The 15,208-nt window shown below is 74.6% G+C and carries 15 protein-coding genes; 11 read left to right on the top strand and 4 right to left on the bottom strand.

The annotated features are described in order from the left end of the window. Positions 1 to 96 precede the first annotated feature (96 nt). From ABZS77_RS15855 to ABZS77_RS15845, 3 genes are all read left to right on the top strand, one after another. The gene (locus tag ABZS77_RS15855) at positions 97 to 444 is read left to right on the top strand and encodes an STAS domain-containing protein (RefSeq protein ID WP_354823045.1); all 348 of its coding nucleotides are present in this window, start codon (positions 97 to 99) and stop codon (positions 442 to 444) included. A 68-nt stretch (positions 445 to 512) separates the two neighbouring features. Beyond that, complete coding sequence (locus tag ABZS77_RS15850) at positions 513 to 959, top strand: response regulator (protein ID WP_354823043.1); 447 nt, start codon at positions 513 to 515, stop codon at positions 957 to 959. 122 nt (positions 960 to 1,081) lie between these two features. Beyond that, positions 1,082 to 1,642, top strand: coding sequence for an ATPase (locus ABZS77_RS15845; protein ID WP_354823042.1), 561 nt, complete (start codon positions 1,082 to 1,084; stop codon positions 1,640 to 1,642). On the opposite strand, the gene ABZS77_RS15840 is transcribed toward ABZS77_RS15845, so the two are convergent. The 3 genes from ABZS77_RS15840 to ABZS77_RS15830 form a co-directional block, all read right to left on the bottom strand. Further along, entirely contained in the window at positions 1,632 to 2,480 is an 849-nt protein-coding gene (locus ABZS77_RS15840; protein WP_354823040.1) for a hypothetical protein, read from the bottom strand. The genes ABZS77_RS15845 and ABZS77_RS15840 overlap by 11 nt on opposite strands. A gap of 271 nt (positions 2,481 to 2,751) precedes the next feature. Continuing rightward, positions 2,752 to 3,177, bottom strand: coding sequence for an OsmC family protein (locus tag ABZS77_RS15835; RefSeq protein WP_354823038.1), 426 nt, complete (start codon positions 3,175 to 3,177; stop codon positions 2,752 to 2,754). Between the two features lie 69 nt (positions 3,178 to 3,246). Continuing rightward, on the bottom strand, positions 3,247 to 4,185 hold the full coding sequence (locus ABZS77_RS15830; RefSeq protein ID WP_354823036.1) for a serine/threonine-protein kinase: 939 nt from the start codon (positions 4,183 to 4,185) through the stop codon (positions 3,247 to 3,249). A gap of 199 nt (positions 4,186 to 4,384) precedes the next feature. Here ABZS77_RS15830 and ABZS77_RS15825 point away from each other — a divergent pair, with 199 nt between their 5' ends. From ABZS77_RS15825 to ABZS77_RS15805, 5 genes are all read left to right on the top strand, one after another. Further along, complete coding sequence (locus ABZS77_RS15825) at positions 4,385 to 4,615, top strand: hypothetical protein (protein ID WP_354823034.1); 231 nt, start codon at positions 4,385 to 4,387, stop codon at positions 4,613 to 4,615. Positions 4,616 to 4,702: 87 nt separating this feature from the next. After that, complete coding sequence (locus ABZS77_RS15820; RefSeq protein WP_354823032.1) at positions 4,703 to 5,449, top strand: response regulator transcription factor; 747 nt, start codon at positions 4,703 to 4,705, stop codon at positions 5,447 to 5,449. A 31-nt stretch (positions 5,450 to 5,480) separates the two neighbouring features. Next, complete coding sequence (locus ABZS77_RS15815; RefSeq protein ID WP_354823117.1) at positions 5,481 to 6,932, top strand: HAMP domain-containing sensor histidine kinase; 1,452 nt, start codon at positions 5,481 to 5,483, stop codon at positions 6,930 to 6,932. A gap of 44 nt (positions 6,933 to 6,976) precedes the next feature. Beyond that, positions 6,977 to 9,142 carry a glycosyltransferase family 39 protein gene (locus ABZS77_RS15810; protein ID WP_354823030.1) on the top strand — a complete coding sequence of 722 codons (2,166 nt, stop codon included), beginning with the start codon at positions 6,977 to 6,979 and terminating at the stop codon, positions 9,140 to 9,142. Continuing rightward, positions 9,139 to 10,368, top strand: a complete 1,230-nt coding sequence (locus ABZS77_RS15805; protein ID WP_354823028.1) for a glycosyltransferase — start codon at positions 9,139 to 9,141, stop codon at positions 10,366 to 10,368. Before ABZS77_RS15810 ends, ABZS77_RS15805 begins: the two co-directional genes overlap by 4 nt. Before the next feature lie 36 nt (positions 10,369 to 10,404). On the opposite strand, the gene ABZS77_RS15800 is transcribed toward ABZS77_RS15805, so the two are convergent. Beyond that, positions 10,405 to 11,262, bottom strand: a complete 858-nt coding sequence (locus ABZS77_RS15800; RefSeq protein WP_354823026.1) for an arginase family protein — start codon at positions 11,260 to 11,262, stop codon at positions 10,405 to 10,407. A gap of 191 nt (positions 11,263 to 11,453) precedes the next feature. On the opposite strand from ABZS77_RS15800, the gene ABZS77_RS15795 reads away from it, so the two are divergent. From ABZS77_RS15795 to ABZS77_RS15785, 3 genes are read left to right on the top strand one after another with little or no spacing between them, the layout of a single operon-like run. Next, a complete protein-coding gene (locus ABZS77_RS15795) occupies positions 11,454 to 11,603 on the top strand; it encodes a hypothetical protein (protein WP_167517342.1) in 150 nt (49 codons plus the stop codon). Further along, positions 11,600 to 13,045 (top strand): class I SAM-dependent methyltransferase, encoded by a 1,446-nt coding sequence (locus ABZS77_RS15790; RefSeq protein WP_354823024.1) that lies wholly within the window; start codon positions 11,600 to 11,602, stop codon positions 13,043 to 13,045. The genes ABZS77_RS15795 and ABZS77_RS15790 overlap by 4 nt, the downstream gene beginning before the upstream one ends. Then, positions 13,038 to 15,047, top strand: coding sequence for a sulfatase-like hydrolase/transferase (locus tag ABZS77_RS15785; RefSeq protein WP_354823022.1), 2,010 nt, complete (start codon positions 13,038 to 13,040; stop codon positions 15,045 to 15,047). The genes ABZS77_RS15790 and ABZS77_RS15785 overlap by 8 nt, the downstream gene beginning before the upstream one ends. The last annotated feature ends 161 nt before the right edge of the window (positions 15,048 to 15,208 follow it).

The following is a 15,208-nucleotide window of genomic DNA, read 5'->3' as shown; positions in this document are numbered from 1 at the left end:
GTCGATCACCGCGGCCTGCGGCCGTCGACGTACCTCTGCGTATACTTGCCGCACTGCAAACGTCCCACCGAAGCCGGTGGAGCGAGGGGGAGAACGGTGACGTTCAGCGTCAGGTACGCCGGGCGCGACGGCGGTGGCGCTCGCCTGCAGCTCGCCGGTGAACTGGACCTGAGCACAGCCCCCCAGCTGTCCGCCGCGATCGACAAACTCGCCGAGGCCGGCGAGAGCCGGCTGCTGCTCGACCTCGCCGACCTCACGTTCTGCGACTCCACCGGGATGGCCGTGTTCGTCCGAGGTGACAACCGGGCCGCCGCCGACGGCGGTTGGTTGCGGCTCACCGGCGCCCACGGTCGGGTCGAGCGGGTGTTGCGGGTCACCGGTCTGGCGGACGTGTTGCGCTACGAACCGGACACCGTCGACCCGGCGTCCCGCAGCGCCTCCTGATGGGCTACATTTCCCCGCCAACACGGTGACCGTCAGGTCCCGTCTCCGTCGACCCGAGGCAGGAAAAGATGGGCGTAGACAGCCCGCAGCCGGTACGCATCCTGGTCGTCGACGACGACCCGGGTGACGTGCTGATGATCGAGGAAGCGTTGGCGGACTCCGACGTCGAGAAGGTCATCGACGTGGTCAGCGACGGCGAGGAGGCGATGGAGTTCCTGCGCGCCGAGGGCCGCCACGAGCAGGCCCGACGCCCTGACGTCATCCTGCTGGACCTGAACATGCCCCGGATGGACGGGCGGCAGGTGCTCGGCGCGGTCAAGCAGGACGAGGATCTGCGCACCATCCCGATCGTGGTCCTGACCACCTCCAACGCGGACACCGACATCGTCGGCAGTTACACGTTGCAGGCCAACGCGTACGTCACCAAGCCGATCGACCTGGACGACTTCAACGACGTGGTCCGCCGCATCGACGAGTTCTTCGGACGGGTCGTCGTCCTGCCCAAGCGCCCCTGACCCGGGCCGGGGCCGCCCGCGCCCTCGGATGCTGAACATTTCTCCCGAACTCCCTCGGCCGCTGCCGCCGCCGTCGAGGATCCAGTGGGGAAGTGACAGCAGCTGCCTGGGGGGGCGACAGGATGAGGTTCTCCGTCGTTGAGAACGGTTACGACAAGCGGCAGGTGGACGCCTGCCTGGACGAGCTGGGGGTCCGGCTGGCCCGGCTCGCCGCGCGGGCGCGGAGCGCCGCCGGGGCCACCGGGGAGTGGGACGAGATCCGCGAGGAGGCGGCCTTTCTCAGCGGCCTGCTCCAGCGGCTCGACCTGGGGGACACCGCGGTGCCCCGACACGCCCAGGACGCGGCGGGTCGGGAGGCGGCCGACATCCTGGCCCGGGCGCGCGTCGAGTTGGACGAGGCCCACGCGGAGGCGCGGCAGGTGCGCGAGCGGGCGTACGCCGATGCCGTGCGGGCCCGCCGCGAGTTCGAGGCGGCGTTGCACGCTCGCCGGCGGCGGGTGGAGCGGGCCGACGAGATCCTCAGCGGGGTGACCGTCGACGGCGAGTCGGTGCCGGTCGACACGGCGACGGCGGCGGCCGGCACGGGCGCGCCGGCGACGCGGGTGGCCGCCGGCGGTGTCGCGGCGGAGCCGCCGAGCGGGCGTCCGGCGGCGGACACCCGCCAGCCCCGGCTCAGGTGGTGAGGGCCGCCGCGACGGTGGTGGCCCGCTCCTCGTGCTGGGCGTACGCGTCGGGGTAGGCGGAGATCTGCACCGACTGAGCGGCGGCGGTGACGCTCATGTCCTGCCAGCCGGGGATCTCGTTGAGGGCCGAGTAGAAGGCCCGGGCGGCGTACGAGGGGCGCATCAGTTCGGCCACCGTGCCCCAGCCGCTGCTGGGCCGCTGCTGGAACAGCCCGACCGAGTCGTGGTCGGAGCCGCTGCCCTGGTTCGGGTACTGCGCCGACTCGGGCAGCACGTCGCTGGCCAGGTTGTAGAGGTTGCTCTCCTGCATCGCGGTGGCCAGCGCCACCACCAGGGCGCGACGCGGCATCTTCATCTCCAGGCCGACGTCGACGATGATCTTGGCGTTGTCCATCTGCGCCTGGTCGAGGCCGGCGACCGGGCGGGGCCGGCGGGGCTTCACCGGCTTCTTCGGGGCCGTGCGGACGGCGGCGCGGCTGGGGGTGGGCGTCGCCACCGGGCTGGGGGTGACCCGGGCGGGGGCGACGTCCCGGTCCAGTGACCGGGAGGCGCGCTGGTCGGCGATGGCGGCGCGGTCGGCGACGGCCTCGGCGAGCGGCTCCACGGGGCGGACGTCGTCCTCGCCGCCGCGGGCGGTGGCCACGGCGGCCAGGCCGAGGCAGCAGGTGACACCGGTAGCCAGGGCCACCCGCACCGGCGTGGAGCCCAGCAGGCTCCGGCGGGGCGGTTCGGGGGCCCGGTGACGGCCGATCGTCCGTTCGGTTGATGCGGCGTCGCCCGAGAGGGTGGTGGGGCGCGCGTCGGTCAGCTTCTTCTCGGAGGGGTCGTCGGCATGCACCCGCCGAGGCTAGATAGCTCAGGGCTCTATGCCATCGGCCCTTACGGTGGCATGCGCCACAATTTGCCCGGATCGCGGACACAATAAGGGGCGAAGGCCACCGGAAAGCCCAGAACCTCGCCGATCGGGCCAGACGGGTATTTCCGATTGGCTGCACGAAGGCGGTCATCGGCTCGAGCCCGCGCGCCGGATCGGGCCGCGGGTCAGCATCACCCGTACGGGCGAGGGCCGCGTGCCGGAACGTCGGCGCCGACCTGCCCACCCGGAGGGGTCAGTGGCGGCCGTTCTCGGCCGGCGTGACCGTCAGCCGGTGCCGGGTGTTGTCGCCGCTGGAGAACGGCCAGAGCCGGTCCGCGTACTCGACCAGGTCGGCGAGCTGGTCCCGGCTCAGACCGGCCGAGGAGATCTCGGCGTGCACGTCGGCCCGGTAGCGGCCGTCGTTGTCGCGCCCCAGCTTCGCCTCCGCCCGCACCTGCACCGTGTGCGCCTCGTCGGTGATCTCCCCGGCCACCTCCACCGCCGCGTGGTGCAGGCAGGACGCGAAGGCGGCGGCCAGCAACTGCTCCGGGGTCAGCCCCGTGCAGTGCGGCGCCAGCGGTGAGGCCAGCGCGGTGGAGAGCCCGCCATCGTCGGTGCGTACGTGACCGCCCTCGGCGGTCGCGGTGGCCTCACGCAGCCAGGAACTCTGATCCGGCATCGCGTTTCTCCCGTCGCTCACCGCCCGGCTACCCGGCCGTGGCCCGCCGAAACGCCGCGAGAGCCACGGTCAGCGGCCGTCCCACCCGTCGGCGAGCGCCACGGCCTCGGTGGCCTCGGTCGCCGCCCGCTCGGTCCACGGCGACACCGGGGCCGGCTCGCGGGGGGCCGGCACCAGCATCGGCACGTACACCCGGGCGTCCACCGCCTCGGCCAGCAGCAGCGCGGCGACCAGGCTGGTCGGGCGTCGCGCCGGGTCGTCGTCCAGGCAGGAGTGGCACAGCTCGGCCACCTCCGCCGGCAACCCGTCGATCTCCGGCAGGCGGTCCGGTGGCCGGTGTCGACGCGCGCCGAGCAGCTCGCTGGTGCTGGCCGCCCGGTACGGCAGGCGGCTGGTGAGGCAGTAGTAGAGCAGCACGCCGAGGGCGTACATGTCCGCCGCCGGGGTCGCCGGCGCGCCGTCGAGCTGCTCGGGCGCCAGGTACGCCGGGGTGCCCATCAGCATCCCGGACGGCAGCGGGTCCCGTGCGCCGGCCGGGGTGGCGATGCCGAAGTCGAGAACCTTCACCCCGGCCGGGGTGAGCATGACGTTCGCCGGCTTCACGTCCCGGTGCACGATGCCGCTGGCGTGCGCCGCGGCCAACGCCGCGGCGACCTCCGCGCACACCCGCGTGGAGATCCGCCAGTCCAGCGGACCCGACCGCAGGTGCGCGGCGAGTGTCTCGCCCTCGGCGAGTTCCATCACGATGTACGGCACCGGGCGACCGGGCAGTGTGGACGAGGTGCCGAAGTCGTGCACGCTCGCCACGTTGGGGTGCACCAGACGGGCCGCCGAGCGGGCCTCCGCCCGGATCCGCTCCACCGGCCCGTGCTGTCCGTCCGGGCCGGGCAGGATCAGCTTCACCGCGACCGGCCGGTCCAGCACCTCGTCGTGGGCCCGCCACACCTCGGACATCCCGCCGACGCCGATGCGCTGTTCGAGCCGGTACCGCCCGTCCAGCGTCCGCATCGACCACTCCTTGCCCCCGACCCGCCGGCGGCGGGTGCTTCGATGGCGGTACCCGGGCTCCGAGCTGGGCAAACCGACGCGGGAATCGTGGGCGCGCGATCCCGCCGTACCTCGCTGCGGGCACACGGCGGGTGCGGTAGCTTGCGAGCCAGGGCCGGCTCACCGAGCGTGCCGGCACGGTCACCGGGGGGACGCCGCGATGAGCGAGGTCACCGTACGCTTCGTCGGCGGGCCCGCGGACGGCCTGGTGCGGCAGGTGCCCGCCGGCCCGGACGGCGCGCCGCCGCAGCGGTGGATCATGCGCCACCCGGACGGCACCGGCCCCACCCAGCCCGGCCCCGACCACCTCTACGAACGCGACCGGCCCGACGGGCTGGGCGGCTGGAGCATGCGGTTCGTCCGCACCGACGCGTTCGGGGTGTCCGAGTGACCCGGCGGTGACGCGCGCACCGGCCGCACAGCCGGCGCACAGGTGGCGCAGGGGCGCGGCACAGGTGCCCCACCCACGATGGGGGGCATGGTGATGGACGGGCACGTCGCGCCGGGCCGGATCGAGCTGCGTCGCCCCGACGGCGAGCCGGTGCGGGTGCTGGTGGTCGACGACGAGGCGACCCTGACCGACCTGCTGTCGATGGCGCTGCGCTACGAGGGCTGGCAGGTGCGCAGCGCCGGCAACGGTCAGGCGGCGCTGAGCACCGCGCGGCAGTTCCAGCCGGACGCCGTGGTGCTCGACGTGATGCTGCCCGACCTGGACGGCTTCCAGGTGCTGCGCCGGCTGCGTGAGCACGCCCCGACCGTGCCGGTGCTCTTCCTGACCGCCCGCGACGCCGTCGAGGAACGCATCGCCGGCCTGACCGTCGGCGGCGACGACTACGTGACCAAGCCGTTCAGCCTGGAGGAGGTGATCGCCCGGCTGCGCGCGCTGCTGCGCCGCTCCGGCTTCGCGGTCGCCGCCCGGGAGGACGCGGTGCTCACCGTCGGTGACCTGAGCCTCGACGAGGACAGCCACGAGGTACGCCGGGCCGGCCAGCTGATCACCCTCACCGCGACCGAGTTCGAGCTGCTGCGCTACCTGATGCGTAACCCGCGCCGGGTGCTCAGCAAGGCGCAGATCCTCGACCGGGTGTGGAACTACGACTTCGGCGGCCAGGCCAACGTGGTCGAGCTGTACATCTCGTACCTGCGCAAGAAGATCGACGCCGGGCGCGCACCGATGATCCACACGCTGCGTGGCGCGGGGTATGTCCTCAAGCCCGCCGAGTAGCCGCCGCCCGGTGCGCGCCGCCCGCCGGTGGCTGGCCGGCCGGTCCCTGCGTACCCGACTGGTGTTCGCCCTTGTCGCCCTGCTGGCCGTGGTCAGTGTCGCCATTGGCGGGCTGACCACGGTGGCGTTGCGGCACTTCCTGATCGACCGGCTCGACGCGCAGCTCGCGCCCGCGACGGCGATGCGGGGTGAGCGTCCGGGGCGGCCGGCCTTCCCGGGCAGCGGACCGGCCGTCCCACCCGGCTCGCCGTCCGGCACGGTGGTCGCGGTGATCACCGACGGCCGGGTGACGAGCGCGCGGACCCTCACCAACAGTCCGTCCAGCGACGACCCGTTCCCCGACGAGCAGGCCGTCCCGGTCGGGGAGGTCGCCACCCTTGCGGACCTGCCGGTCGGCGCCGCCCCGCGCACCGTCGACCTCGGCACCCGCGGTGACTACCGGGCCGTGGCCCGGCAGTACTGGGACGGCCGGGTACGCGTCGTCGCCATGCCGCTGTCCGGCGTCCAGGAGACCGTCTGGTGGATGGTCGCCGCGCAGGTCGCGGTGGCCGCCGTCGGACTGGTCATCGCCGGTGCCGCGGGCGCGCTGATCGTGCGGGCCACGCTGCGCCCGCTGACCCGGGTGGCCGCCACCGCCACCCGGGTCACCGAGCTGCCCCTGGACCGTGGTGAGGTGGCGCTCGCCGTCCGCGTCCCGGCCGCCGACACCGACGCGCGTACCGAGGTCGGTCAGGTCGGCGCGGCGCTGAACCGGATGCTCGGCCACGTCGCCGACGCCCTCGCCGCCCGGCAGGCCAGCGAGACCCGGGTACGCCAGTTCGTCGCCGACGCCAGCCACGAACTGCGCACGCCCCTCGCCGCCATTCGCGGGTACGCCGAGGTGGCCCGGCGTGGCCGCGACGAGGTCCCCGCCGACGTGGCGCACGCGCTGCGCCGCGTCGAGTCCGAGAGCACCCGGATGACCAGCCTCGTCGACGACCTGCTGCTGCTGGCCCGCCTCGACACCGGCCGCCCGCTCGCTGTCGAACCGGTCGACCTGACCGCCCTGGTGATCGACGCGGTCAGCGACGCGCACGTGGCCGGCCCCGAGCACCGCTGGCAGCTCGACCTGCCCGAGGTGGCGATCGGGGTGCCCGGCGACGCGGCCCGGCTGCACCAGGTGGTGGCGAACCTGCTGGCCAACGCCCGCGTGCACACCCCACCCGGCACGACGGTGACGACCACGCTGAGCGTCGACGGTAGCGACGCGGTGCTGACGGTCGCCGACGACGGGCCGGGGGTGCCGGCGGAGCTGCGCCCGGCGATGTTCGAGCGGTTCGCCCGGGGCGACAGCTCCCGGTCGCGGGAGCACGGCAGCACCGGCCTCGGCCTGGCGATCGTCGCGGCGGTCGTGGACGCCCACCACGGCACGGTCGCGGTGGACAGCCGCCCGGGGCGGACGGTGTTCACCGTCCGGCTGCGCAGTCCCACAGCCGACGCATAGGCCGCGCACGGCGTCGCGCCAGCCCGACGCTCAAGGCTGGCCGCATGGACAGAACCGAGACCCTGCCGACGCCTTCGGACCCGGGCCCGCCGCCTCCGGCGACGCGTCCCGCCGCGCCACCGCCGCCGACGCGGCGCTCGCCGGCCTGGACCCGGCCCGCGCTGGCCACCCTGCTGCTCGCCACCGCCGTGCTCTACCTCTGGGGCCTGGGTGCCTCCGGCTGGGCCAACTCGTTCTACGCGGCGGCCGTGCAGGCCGGCTCGGTGAGCGCGAAGGCGTTCCTCTACGGCTCGTCGGACGCGGCCAACTCCATCACCGTCGACAAGACACCCGCGTCGCTGTGGCTGATGGCCCTGTCGGTACGCCTGTTCGGGCTCAACAGCTGGGCCATGCTCGTGCCGCAGGCGCTCTGCGGCGTCGCCTCGGTGGGTGTGCTGTACGCGACGGTGAAGCGCTGGCACGGGCCGGTCGCCGGCCTCATCGCCGGTGCGGTCCTCGCCGTCACCCCGGTGGCGACGCTGATGTTCCGGTTCAACAACCCCGACGCGCTGCTGGTCCTGCTGCTGGTCGCCGGGGCGTACGCCACCGTGCGGGCGGTGGAGACGGCCGGCACCCGGTGGATCGTCCTGGTCGGTGTGCTCGTCGGCTTCGGCTTCCTGACCAAGATGCTCCAGGCGTTCCTGGTGGTGCCGGTCTTCGCCGGGGTCTACCTGCTGGCCGCGCCGACCGGCCTGTGGCGGCGGGTCCGCCAACTGCTCCTGGCCGGCCTCGCGGTGCTGGTGTCCGCCGGCTGGTGGGTGGCGCTCGTCGAGCTGGTCCCGGCCAGCGCCCGGCCGTACATCGGCGGGTCGCAGGGCAACAGCATCCTGGAGTTGACCCTCGGCTACAACGGCCTCGGCCGGATCACCGGTGACGAGGTCGGCAGCGTCGGCGGCGGCGGTCCCCGGATGGGCGGGGGTGGCGGTGGCCCGTTCTCCGGGCAGACCGGCCTGCTGCGGATGTTCGACGGCGAGGTCGGCGGTCAGGTCTCCTGGCTGCTGCCGGCCGCGCTGATCCTGCTCGTGGCCGGGCTGGTGGCGGCCGGGCGGGCGGCGCGTACCGACCGGACCCGGGCCGGGCTGCTGCTCTGGGGTGGCTGGCTGCTGGTCACCGGCCTGATCTTCAGCTTCATGTCCGGGATCTTCCACGCGTACTACACGGTGGCGCTCGCCCCGGCCGTCGGCGCGCTTGTCGGCATCGGCACGACGCTGCTCTGGCGGCAACGCCGCCCGCTGCCCCCGTCGGACGACGCCACGGTCGCCGGAGCACGCGGTCAGCGGTGGCGTCCGCTCGCCGCCACGGTGACGCTCGCCGGCACTCTCGCGGTCACCGTCTGGTGGGCGTGGGTGCTGCTCGGGCGCAGCCCCGACTGGTACCCGTGGCTGCGGGTCGTGGTGCTCGTCGTCGGCCTGCTCGGGGCGGCGCTGCTCCTGCTGGTCGCCCGACTGCCCCGCCGGTTCGTGCCGGTGGTGCTGGGTCTGGGCGCGGCGGCGGCCCTCGCGGGCCCGGTGGCGTACGCCGTGCAGACCGCCGCGACCCCGCACACCGGGTCGATCCCGAGCGCCGGTCCGTCCGTGGCGGGCGGCTTCGGGCGCGGCGGCTTCCCCGGGGGGCGACCGGCCGACGGCCAGTTCCCCGGCGCAGGCGGGAACGACGGCGGCCGTGACGCGGGAGGCCGCGAGGGTGGCCGTGACGCGGGGGGCCGCGACGGTGGTCAGATGCCGGGCGCGCCCGGCGTTGGTCAGATGCCCGGCTTCCCCGGGGGCGGCCAGCGGCCGGGCTTCCCGGGCGGCGGCATGGGTGGGCTGCTCGACGCCCGCGAGCCCAGCGCCGCGCTGCGCGAGCTGCTGGAGCACGACAGCGACAGCTACACCTGGGTGGCGGCGACCATCGGCTCGAACAACGCCTCCGGCTACCAGCTCGCCACCCGAGCGCCGGTGATGCCGATCGGCGGTTTCAACGGCAGCGACCCGTCACCGACCCTCGCGCAGTTCCGGCGCCACGTCGCCGACCAGAAGATCCACTACTTCGTCGGTGGCGGTGGCTTCCGCGCCAACGGCGGCAGCTCCGCCGCGCAGGAGATCGCCACCTGGGTCCAGGAGACCTTCACGGCGCAGGCCGTGGACGGGGTCACCGTCTACGACCTGAGCACCGGCGGGAACGCGTCGTGAGCGCGGTCAGCGGCCCCCGCGCCGCCGTCCGGACCCGCCCCAGCAGCGCCGGCGTCGTGCTGGACGTGGTGATCCCGGTCCACAACGAGGAGACCGACCTCGGGCCGTGCGTACGGCGGCTGCACGCCCACCTGAGCGAGCACTTCCCGTACCCGTTCCAGATCACCATCGCCGACAACGCCAGCGTCGACGGCACCCTGACCGTCGCCGACGGTCTCGCCGGCGAGCTGCCCGGCGTCGAGGTCCTGCACCTGGACGCCAAGGGCCGGGGCAGGGCGCTGTCGGCCGCCTGGTCGGGATCGTCCGCGCCGGTGCTCGCGTACATGGACGTGGACCTGTCCACCGACCTGGCGGCGCTGCTGCCACTCGTCGCGCCGCTGATCTCCGGGCACTCGGACCTGGCGATCGGCACCCGGCTGGCGCGTACCTCCCGGGTGGTGCGCGGCGCCAGGCGGGAGGTCATCTCACGGGCGTACAACCTGCTGCTGCGCGGGGCGCTGGCGGTGCGGTTCTCCGACGCGCAGTGCGGGTTCAAGGCGATCCGCGCGGACGTGGCCGCTCGGCTGCTCCCGCTGGTCGGCGACACCGGCTGGTTCTTCGACACCGAGCTGCTGGTGCTCGCCCAGCGGGCGGGGTTGCGCATCCACGAGGTGCCGGTGGACTGGGTCGACGACCCGGACAGCCGGGTCGACATCGTCGCCACCGCCCTGGCCGACCTGCGCGGCATCGGCCGGTTGGGACGGGCGCTGCTGACCGGCGCGCTGCCGCTGGCCGACCTGCGCGCGCAGCTCGGCCGGGCACCGCTGGCCGTGTCGCCCGCCCGGGTGCCGGTCGGGCTGCCCCGGCAGCTGGTCCGGTTCGCCGCCGTCGGGGTGGCCAGCACGCTGGCGTACCTGCTGCTCTTCGTGGCCACCCGGGGAGCGCTCGGGGCGCAACCGGCGAACCTGCTGGCGCTGCTGGTGACCGCCGTGGCGAACACGGCCGCGAACCGCCGGTTGACGTTCGGCATCAGCGGACGTCGGCACGCCGGCCGGCACCACGCCCAGGGGCTGCTCGCCTTCGGGCTCGGTCTCGCGCTGACCAGCGGCTCGCTGGCCGTGCTGCACGCGGTGACCGCCGTACCGGCCCGGTCGGTGGAGGTGGCGGTGCTGGTGGCCGCGAACCTGGCCGCCACCGTGCTGCGGTTCGTGCTGCTGCGCCTCGGCATGCACCACCGGCGCACCTGAGGCGCCGGCCGCTGGCGGACCTGGGACGCTGGCCGCTCAGCTGCCGAGCACCTGCGCGAGGACCTCGACGACGCGTCGGGTGTGCCGCCCGTCGGGGTCCTCGTCGACGTTCAGGTCGGCCACGCTCATGCCGAGCAGCCGGTCGGCGCGGGCCAGGGGAGTGACCAGGGCGATCAGGTCGGGCCAGCGCAGCCCGTCCGGCTCGGGGTAGGTCACCGCCGGCAGGTCGCGCGGGTCCACCGCGTCCAGGTCGAGGTGCAGCCACGCCGGCCCGGACCCGGCGGCGGCCAGCCTGTCGCCCACCGCCGCCGCACCCTCGCCGAGCAGCTCGGCGGCGGGCAGCTGGTGGATCGCCGGGTCGATCCGGGACGACTCGACCCGGCCGCTGTCGTCGTCCGCCGGGCGGTGCCCGAGCAGGTGTACCCGCCCGGGGTCGAGCAGCGGGCCGTCGCACCCGATGGCGGCGGCCGGGCCGTGCCCGGTGACGACCGACAGGTCCATGTCGGCGGCCTCACCGGTCGGTGACGTCCCGCCGTCGAGGAAGTCCGGATGGGCGTCGACGAACCACAGCTCGGTCGCCGGCGGCAGGGCGCGGCAGATGCCGGGCAGGATGGCGCAGTCCCCGCCGAGCACCAGCGGCCGCCGTCCCTCGGCGAGCAGTGCCACGATCCGGGCGGTGATGGCCGCGCCGGCGTGGACCAGGCCGGCCGCGCCGATCACCCCGCTCGCCGCGTCCCGTACCGGGTCGCGCAACCAGGCCTCGTCCACCCGGCCGCCGTCGTCGGCGGCGAGGGCGTCCAGCAGCCCGGCGTCGCGCAGCGCGGCCGGGGCCCGCTCCTCGCCGCGGCCCGCGCCGGAGGAGTCCAGTGGCGCGTCCACGATCGTCAGGCGCACGCCCGCAGCGTACCGGCGGGGACCGTCGTCCCGGCCACATTCTGTGGTGAGGCTGGGAGTACGCCGATGTGCCCGCGACGGTGCTGGCGATCGGCGTACGGTGGCAGAAGTCCGGCTTTCTGGGTCAAAAGCCTCACCGCTGTACGCCCGGGACGCCGGTGTCGACACGGGGCGAGGACAAGGAGCGATCGGTGATCCATCTGGCCTACCTGGACGCGGGGTCCGGCAGCCTGATCGTGCAGGCGGTCGTCGGGGGAGTCGCCGGCGTCGCGGTCGCCGCCAAGCTCTACTGGCGACGACTGGTCGACCGGTTCCGCCGGCAGCCCACCGACCAGCGGTGACTCGCTCGGTACCGGCGACGCCGACCGTACCCACCCGGGTACGGACCGAGCCGGCCTCCTTCCGCGACCCGGCCAACCGGGTCTTCCACGTCGGCGACGAGGTGCTGCGTGGGCTGGACACCGGGGCCGCCGAACACTGGCGGGCGCTCACCGCCAGCACGTTCTTCCCCGCGCTCGTCGCCGCCGGCAAGGTCTGCGCCACAGAGGAGGCCCCGTCCGCCCTGGTGCCGGCGGGCCTGCCGTGGGCCGCGGTGCTGCGCCACGAACGGATCCCGTTCGTCTCCCACCCGTACGAGTGGTCCTTCACCATGCTGCGCGACGCCGCGCTGCTGCACACCGAGATCCTGGCCGCTGCCCTCGCCGACGGCTTCACCACCAAGGACGGCTCGGCCTACAACCTCCAGTGGCACGGGGTGCAGCCGGTCTTCATCGACGTCGGCTCGTTCGAGCCGGTCCGCGACGGCGAACCGTGGGCCGGCTACCGGCAGTTCTGCCAGACCGTGCTCTACCCGCTGCTGCTCACCGCCCACCTCGGCGTGGACTTCCAGCCGTGGCTGCGCGCCCAGGTCGACGGCATCGAGGCCGAGCAGCTCCGGCCGCTGTTCGGCGGGACCCGCCGGCTGCGCCCCGGCGTCCTGACCCACCTGCACCTGCACGGCGCCATGCAGCAGCGCAACGCCGCCGCCAGCACCACCGACGTCCGCGCCCAACTGCGCGCCGCCGGCTTCTCCCGCGAACTGCTGCTGTCCACCGTGCGCGGTATCGAGAAGCTGCTGCGCCGCCTCGAACGCCGTCCGACCGGCAGCCACTGGGCGGACTACCAGCGCACCTGCGGCTACACCGCGCAGGACCGGTTGGCCAAGGAACAGTTCGTGACCGCCGCGCTGACCGCCGGCACCCGGCCCCGCCTGGTGCTCGACCTGGGCGCGAACGACGGCCGGTACTCCCGGCTGGCCGCCGCGTACGCCGACCACGTGGTCGCCGTCGAGCAGGACCCGGCCGTGGTCGACGACCTGTACCGTGCGCTGCGCGCCGAGGGGCAGCAGCGCGTCCTGCCGCTGGTGCTGGACCTGGCCGACCCGTCACCCGGCGGGGGCTGGCGGGGCGTCGAACGGGCCGGTTTCGCGCAACGGGCCGACGCGGACGCCGTGCTCGCCCTGGCGGTCGTGCACCACCTGGCGATCGGACGCAACGTGCCACTGCCGGAGGTCGTCGACTGGCTGGCCGGGCTGACCGCGCGGGGTGGGGCGGTGGTGGTGGAGTTCGTCCACCCCGACGACCCGATGGCCCAGCGATTGCTCGCCAACAAACCCGAAGGGCTCTTCCCCGACTACCGGCGGGACGCGTTCGAGGCGCTGCTCGCCGCCCGTGGCCGGATCACCGAGCGTCTGGAGCTGCCCTCGGGCACCCGCACCCTCTACCGGGCGGTGATGGGTGGCTGAACCGGCGGGGCGCTGGGACCGGGGCTGGCGCGGCGAACTGGGGCGCCTGCTGGAGGTCGTGGCGCTGGTCGGGCTGGTGGTCACCCAGCCGCTGCTGGACGTGCTGGGCCGCAGCCCCGACTTCTTCCTGTTCCACCGGGCGGACACCGGGCAGATCCTGCTGCTGACGGCCCTGGTGGCGGTGGTGCCGACCGTGCCGGTGGCGCTGCTCGGCGCGCTCAGTCGGCTCGCCGGCCGCAGCGCCCGCGCCGTCGCGCACACCGGACTGGTCGGGCTGCTGTTGGCGGCGCTCGCCGTGCAGGTGGGCCGACACCTGACGCCGCTTCGGGGCGTACCCCTGCTGGTGGTGGCCGTGCTGGCCGGCGCGGCCGGCGCGGCCGCGCACCGGCGGTGGCGGGCGCCCGCCCGGGTGCTGCGGCTGGCCGCCGTCGGTCCGCTGGCCTTCGTCGCGCTGTTCCTGTTCGTCTCGCCGACCTCGGCGGTCGTGCTGCCGCGCGGCGACGGCGGCGCGGCCGGCACCGCGCAGGGTACGGCCGTGCACCCGCCGGTGGTCATGCTGATCCTCGACGAGCTGCCTCTGGTCAGCCTCCTGGGCGGAGACGGGCGGATCGACGCGGCCCGGTACCCGAACTTCGCCGAGCTGGCCGGCGGCTCGACCTGGTACCGCAACGCCACAGGGGTCAGCGGGTGGACGCCCAACGCGCTGCCGGCGATGCTCACCGGGAAGTACCCGGCGCGGCAGGTCGCCCCGCACTACTCGCAGTACCCGGACAACATCTTCACCGCCTTCGGCGGCCTGTACGACATCCAGGCCGAGGAGAGCATCACCCGGCTCTGCCCGCCCAGCCGCTGCGAGCAGCCGGTCGCCCCCCAGCAGGGCCTCGGCGTGCTGGTCCGGGAGACCGGCACACTGCTCGGGCAGGTCGCCGGGCCGACGGAGAGCACCGTCGACCCGGAGGACTCCTACCGGGAGCGGACCCGCGCCGAGGCCGGCGTGGACGCCGCCGAGCCGGTGCCGGCCGACCCGAAGTTCCGCTGGGACAGCCTCGACGACAACCAGCCCGCCCGCTTCACCAGCTTCCTGGCCGGGCTGAAACCCGAACCCCGGCCGGTGCTGCACTTCCTGCACCTGCTGATGCCGCACTCACCGTGGGCGTACCTGCCGTCCGGCGCGCGCTACGACGCCCCGGAGGACCTGCCGAACGACGGCGCCGGCTGGGTCGAGCTGGCCCGGCAGCGCCACCTCGCGCAGTTGGGCTACACCGACCGGCTGATCGGCGAGACGCTGCGGACGCTGCGCGCCAGCGGCCTGTACGACCGGGCGCTCGTGGTGGTGACCGCCGACCACGGTGTGAGCTTCCGCCCGGGCGCGCAGGGCCGGGGGATGGACGCGATCAAGGCCGCCGCCGGTGAGGTCGCCTGGGTGCCGATGTTCGTCAAGGAGCCCCGGCAGCGGGCCGGCCGGGTGGACGACCGCAACTGGGAACACGTCGACCTGCTGCCGACTGTCGCCGACGAGGCCGGGATCCGGCTGCCCTGGCGGGTCGACGGCCGTTCCGCCCGGCAGGCCCCGCGCACCGACGGCACGAAGCACTTCTACGACCGGCCCGGCGAACCGGTCACCTTCCCCGGTGGGGTGCCCACCCCGCCGCCGCTGCCGGCGCCGCATCCCCTGGTGGGCACCGAGGTCCGGGCCGGCGCCACGGAGGGCGACGCGCGGGTCGCCGACCTGGCCGCGTTCCGCGCGACGGACCCGGACACCGGCACCCTTCCGGCGCTCGTCTGGGGGGACGTGCCGGACCGGATACCGGACGGAACGATGCTGGCGGTGGCGGTCAACGGCACGATCGGGGCGGTCGTCCCGGTGGTGCCACCCGATCCCGGCGGCCGCCGGTTCGCCGCGTTGCTCACCGACGACCGGCTGTTCCGGGCCGGGACCAACCAGCTCGACGTCTACCAGGTCGCCGGGGACGGTACGCTGCGACGCCTCGCGCTGTCCTGAACCGGTCCGGCGCCCGGTCCCGGGTACCGGGACGGGGGTTTCCCGGCCATCCGGTCGGGAATCGGGTGACGCAGGCCTCACCGCAGAACCATGGCGGGCGTTGTCCCCGGAGCCGCAATTACGGTAGAAGCGAAGGCAATTCAACGTAGATCTGCCGGCGA

Origin of the sequence: Micromonospora sp. NPDC005298, assembly GCF_040607375.1 — a bacterium.
GTDB lineage: Bacteria > Actinomycetota > Actinomycetes > Mycobacteriales > Micromonosporaceae > Micromonospora.
This window is presented reverse-complemented; position numbering and strand designations above follow the sequence as displayed.